This window comes from Rhodococcus sp. (in: high G+C Gram-positive bacteria) (assembly GCF_049286785.1).
In the GTDB taxonomy this organism is placed as follows: domain Bacteria; phylum Actinomycetota; class Actinomycetes; order Mycobacteriales; family Mycobacteriaceae; genus Rhodococcus_F.
Window position 1 is genome coordinate 1 of the sequence record NZ_JBAQEO010000673.1, and the last position, 3,944, is coordinate 3,944.

4 protein-coding genes and 1 pseudogene are annotated in these 3,944 nt (G+C 63.4%); 2 read left to right on the forward strand and 3 right to left on the reverse strand.

The window, feature by feature from the left end:
* Together WAW17_RS24180 and WAW17_RS24185 are read left to right on the forward strand one after the other, a co-directional pair.
* A partial coding sequence (locus WAW17_RS24180; protein ID WP_422335427.1) for a type IV toxin-antitoxin system AbiEi family antitoxin occupies positions 1-501 on the forward strand: 501 nt, incomplete at its 5' end.
* Complete coding sequence (locus WAW17_RS24185) at positions 498-830, forward strand: nucleotidyl transferase AbiEii/AbiGii toxin family protein (protein ID WP_422335428.1); 333 nt, start codon at positions 498-500, stop codon at positions 828-830. The genes WAW17_RS24180 and WAW17_RS24185, both read left to right, overlap by 4 nt.
* On the opposite strand, the pseudogene WAW17_RS24190 reads toward WAW17_RS24185, so the two are convergent.
* The 3 genes and pseudogenes from WAW17_RS24190 to WAW17_RS24200 all read right to left on the reverse strand — a co-directional run.
* Positions 800-1,594 (reverse strand): annotated as a pseudogene (locus WAW17_RS24190) (acyl-CoA dehydrogenase family protein); the annotation flags it as partial. The gene WAW17_RS24185 and the pseudogene WAW17_RS24190 overlap by 31 nt on opposite strands.
* A gap of 296 nt (positions 1,595-1,890) precedes the next feature.
* Complete coding sequence (locus tag WAW17_RS24195) at positions 1,891-3,009, reverse strand: hypothetical protein (RefSeq protein WP_422335429.1); 1,119 nt, start codon at positions 3,007-3,009, stop codon at positions 1,891-1,893.
* Between the two features lie 64 nt (positions 3,010-3,073).
* Positions 3,074-3,904 (reverse strand): phosphotransferase, encoded by an 831-nt coding sequence (locus WAW17_RS24200; RefSeq protein WP_422335430.1) that lies wholly within the window; start codon positions 3,902-3,904, stop codon positions 3,074-3,076.
* Between the last annotated feature and the right edge of the window lie 40 nt (positions 3,905-3,944).

Consider the following 3,944-nt stretch of genomic DNA (forward strand, 5'->3'; position numbering starts at 1 on the left):
GCCCCCGGCTACTTCATCGTGGTTCCCCCTGATCAGGCCGGGCGCGCGTGGATACCGAACCTCGAAGCCACCGCCGCTGGGATCGCCGCCGCGATCTACGGCCCCGACGACGCAATCGTGATGGGCATCAGTGCCGCTCGCCTACACAACGTGATTCCCCGGGCGTTGGCCACCGCGGTCGTCGCCGTCCCCCGCCGTCACCGGACGATCACCCTCACCGACCGGACCGCCACCATCCGCTTCCTCCGCCGCGACACCCCCAGGCTCGATGCCGAACGCCTGGACACCCCGCTCGGCACCGCTCTGGTGACCACCCCGGAACAGACCGTTCTCGATCTGGCGCGGTGGCCGGCCCTCGGGGATGCCGAGAACGAAATCCCCGCCGCCATCACCGGGCTCTACCGGCGCAGCGATCGCGAACGTCTCACCACACTCGCCTCCGAGCAGGGATTGACCGCGGCCCTCGCCCGCGCGGAAACCTGGGCGCAGGCAGCCTCGTGAACCTCGACGAACGCGACAGCGTCGCCGACCAGTTCGGCGTCGCCCCCGAACAGGTCGAACGAGACCACCTCATCTTGCTACTCCTCGCCTACCTCAGCGAACATTTCGCCGATCGGCTCCACTTCATCGGCGGCACCGCCCTCGCCCGAACACACCTGCCCGACGGGCGGCTCAGTGAGGGCATCGACCTCATCGCCCTCGATGAACGTCGCAACATCCTCGCCGCCGACCTCGACAGGGCGCTCCCGAGAGCGTTGCAGCTGTCCTACGGTCGACTCGAATGGGCGCCGCCACTCAGTGCCGGGTCGAGTGTGGACGCCGCGACGTGAACCCGGCCGCGGGCCAGCGACGTCATCGCAGCCCGGTAGCCGACGTCCTCACTCCCGCCGACCAGCGCCGACGACGGTACCCGCACGCCGTCGAAATGAACCGTGGCCGTGGTCGACCCCGCCTGCCCCATCTTGCGGTCCTTGCTCCCCACCTGCACGCCGGGAGCATCCGCCGGTACCAGGAACACGGCAATACCGGGGCCGTCACCGTCGGCGGGCCGGGTGCGCGCGAACACTACGAACAGATTGGCCATCACGGCATTGGTGATGAACCGTTTCTCCCCGGTGATCACCCAGTCGTCACCGTCGCGCAACGCCTTGGTGCGCAGGCCGGCCGGGTTGGAGCCGGCGCCCGCTTCGGTGAGAGCGAACGAGGCGACGACGTCACCGCTCGCGATGCGCTCGAGCCATGTTGTCTTCTGCTCGTCGGTGCCGTAATTGACCAGTACCTGACCGGCGATGCCGTTGTTGGTGCCGAACATCGAGCGCAGGGCGAGGGTGGTGTACCCCAGTTCCATCGCCAGTTCGACGTCCTGGATCAGGTTCATGCCGAGACCGCCCCATTCCTGGGGGATCGCGAACCCGAACAGGCCCATGTGCTTGGCCGCGCTCCGGATCTCTGCGGGGATCGCGTCGGTCTCGTCGATCTCCTGCTCACGCGGAACCACCACGTTCCGCACGAACGCGCGGGTGTGGGCCAGGATCTCGCGGAAATCGTCGTCGTCCAACTGCGTTGTCGGATCAATACTCACGGTCGTGGTCACGCTATCTCCTGATGATGGGCCGATTGGGGATCGGTCGATGCAGCCGGGGCGGTGCACCAACTCCTCAGCGCACCCGTTCCAGCCGATTTTCGAGGCGCCGGTTACCTTTCGCGGTAATCCCAGGATGGGTCACACCTCGGTACGCGGGGTGTTCCAAAGTGGAACACCCCGCATGACCCTGCCGATCCGCTCCTCGGTGAGACGATCGCTCCACGCGCCTCCGACATCGACGTCGTTTACGTCGACGGGTTCGGTTTGTGGGCCTTCCGAGGCAGCCCGTTGTATAACGGGGAAAGCTATTGTGCGCCGTCGAGGAAATCGTGGAACCCGGCGGGTTCGTAGGGTCCGACGACGAGTTGCTCCAGGACGCCCAGTCCCGTCCGCTCTCCCCACTCCGCCCGGACGATCTGTTGGAGGTGGACGCACTCGGGGCTGAGTACGTCCAGGCTCTCCGTGCTCGCTTCCTCTCCGCCGACGACCAACTCGCCGCGCCATGTTCCGTGCGCCCACTCCGGATGGAAGTAGCCGGCGCCCTTCATGCGGAAGGCGAAGAGGGGGGTGAGTTTGACCTCCGGTGCGATACCGTCGGCAGCGGGGATGTGCAGCATAGCCTCGTTCGCACGCCGTAACCCCGGTTGCCAGCTGATCTGGTGACGGACGTTCTCGAGCTTGCGGAAGTTGTTTGCCTCCGGCCCGAAAACCGGGTCGCCGTCGAGAATCACAGGAAGTGCCGCGGAGGTCTGCGACCATGCCTGGCCGGCCGAATCTTCGTGCACCATGTAATGCAGGCAGATGTCTTCGAAGTTCAACGGAGACCAGAGGAAGAACATTTGTTTGGATCCCTCAACGGGTGCGCTCAGGGCAGGCTGGCCGACCGGCCGTACACCCCAGGATCGGTCCTTCGTCCCGAAGACGGTCTCGCCTGCGAGGTCAATGCGTGTACCCCCGCTGGAGAACTCGCCGGTCCACTCGATCATCTGTGTGGCACGGGTGACATCCCAGCCGCGGATCGTTCCGACATTCCGGATACCCCGCGGCTCTTCGTAGGCGGCGGTCCTAGCATGCGCGGTCAGATCTGCGCTCAAACCGTATTCGGGTGCATCTACCGTAATTCGGTTGATGCGCATCGGTTCGATGATCTCAATTCGGATCGGTCCCACCTGAGTGTGTGTGCGATCAAGCGGAATTCGACCGGACGCGAATACGGAGCGCTGAGTTCCGTCGTGAACGACACTGAAGGCGGCGTCTATGACGCCGCGGTTGGGATAGACCCCGAGCGCCACGGCAAAGTAGAAGTCTTCTGTGTAGCCGTTGAACCAGAAGCGGTCGTATTGATCCGGGTGCCCATCACCGGAATGAGCGAGGGGCTCGGACGTCTGATGAACCGGGTAGTCGTCGAATGGGATGAGAGCCATCACGGCCTCCTAGTGGTCGATTCGAAAGGATTCGTTTCCGAAAAGCTGTTCGGAATCGGGCATGTCAGAGCTGCGGAAGCAGGCTCATGCTGTCGTGATCGGTGATCTGAGAGGCGATGCGTTGCAGCCAAACTGAGAACATGTGGTCGCCACGTTCGGTCCGCGGTACCAGCATGGCTGCGTACGAGCACATGAAGTACCCCATAAAAGCGTTGTAGCGGTAGTCACGTACCAGCCGGTCGAATCCGTAGTCGTGTACACCATGTTCGATCAGGCTGCTGTGATAGCGCTGGAGAAGCGCGGTCTCGTTCTCCCGGCGGAGTTCCGTGGGTAGGCAGCCGCCCAGGAAGTAAGAAACGTCGGCGGTGCCCGGCCCGAGCATTATGGTCTGCCAATCAAGAATGCCTACGGGCTCCGTCCCTCCTTTGATGTCGAAGAGAATGTTGTCAAGCCTGTAATCGCCGTGTGTGATCGTCCACGGTCTGGGCTGTTCGTCGAACCACCGTCCGATCACCTGACCGAACTTCTCTCCGATTGCGAATTCTTGCTCTGTGTTCCGATCGGCGAACGCTTTTCGGAACTCGGCGAACAAGGCGGGATACGTGTCTTGGATCTGAGGGATCCAGTTCGGCCTTACGTTCCATTCCGCATCATCTAAGTCAATGTTCCCCCAGCTCGGACCGTGGAGTGCTGCCGCCGCATCCATCACTACCTTGGCCTGCGAGACTGAACAGCCGATGATCTGGTCACCGCTCTCAGCTGGCGAGAGATCTTCGAGAACGAGGACGAAATCTCCGGTCTCAGAGTTGGGGTAAGTCCCCCGTGGTGGTGGAAATTCGGTGAGGCGAGGTAGCCGCAGCTCGGGCGTGTCGTACCGGGGTTGTGGGTGGGCCATCGCGTAGTGATGAACGAGTTACCTCTCACAGTGACTCGAC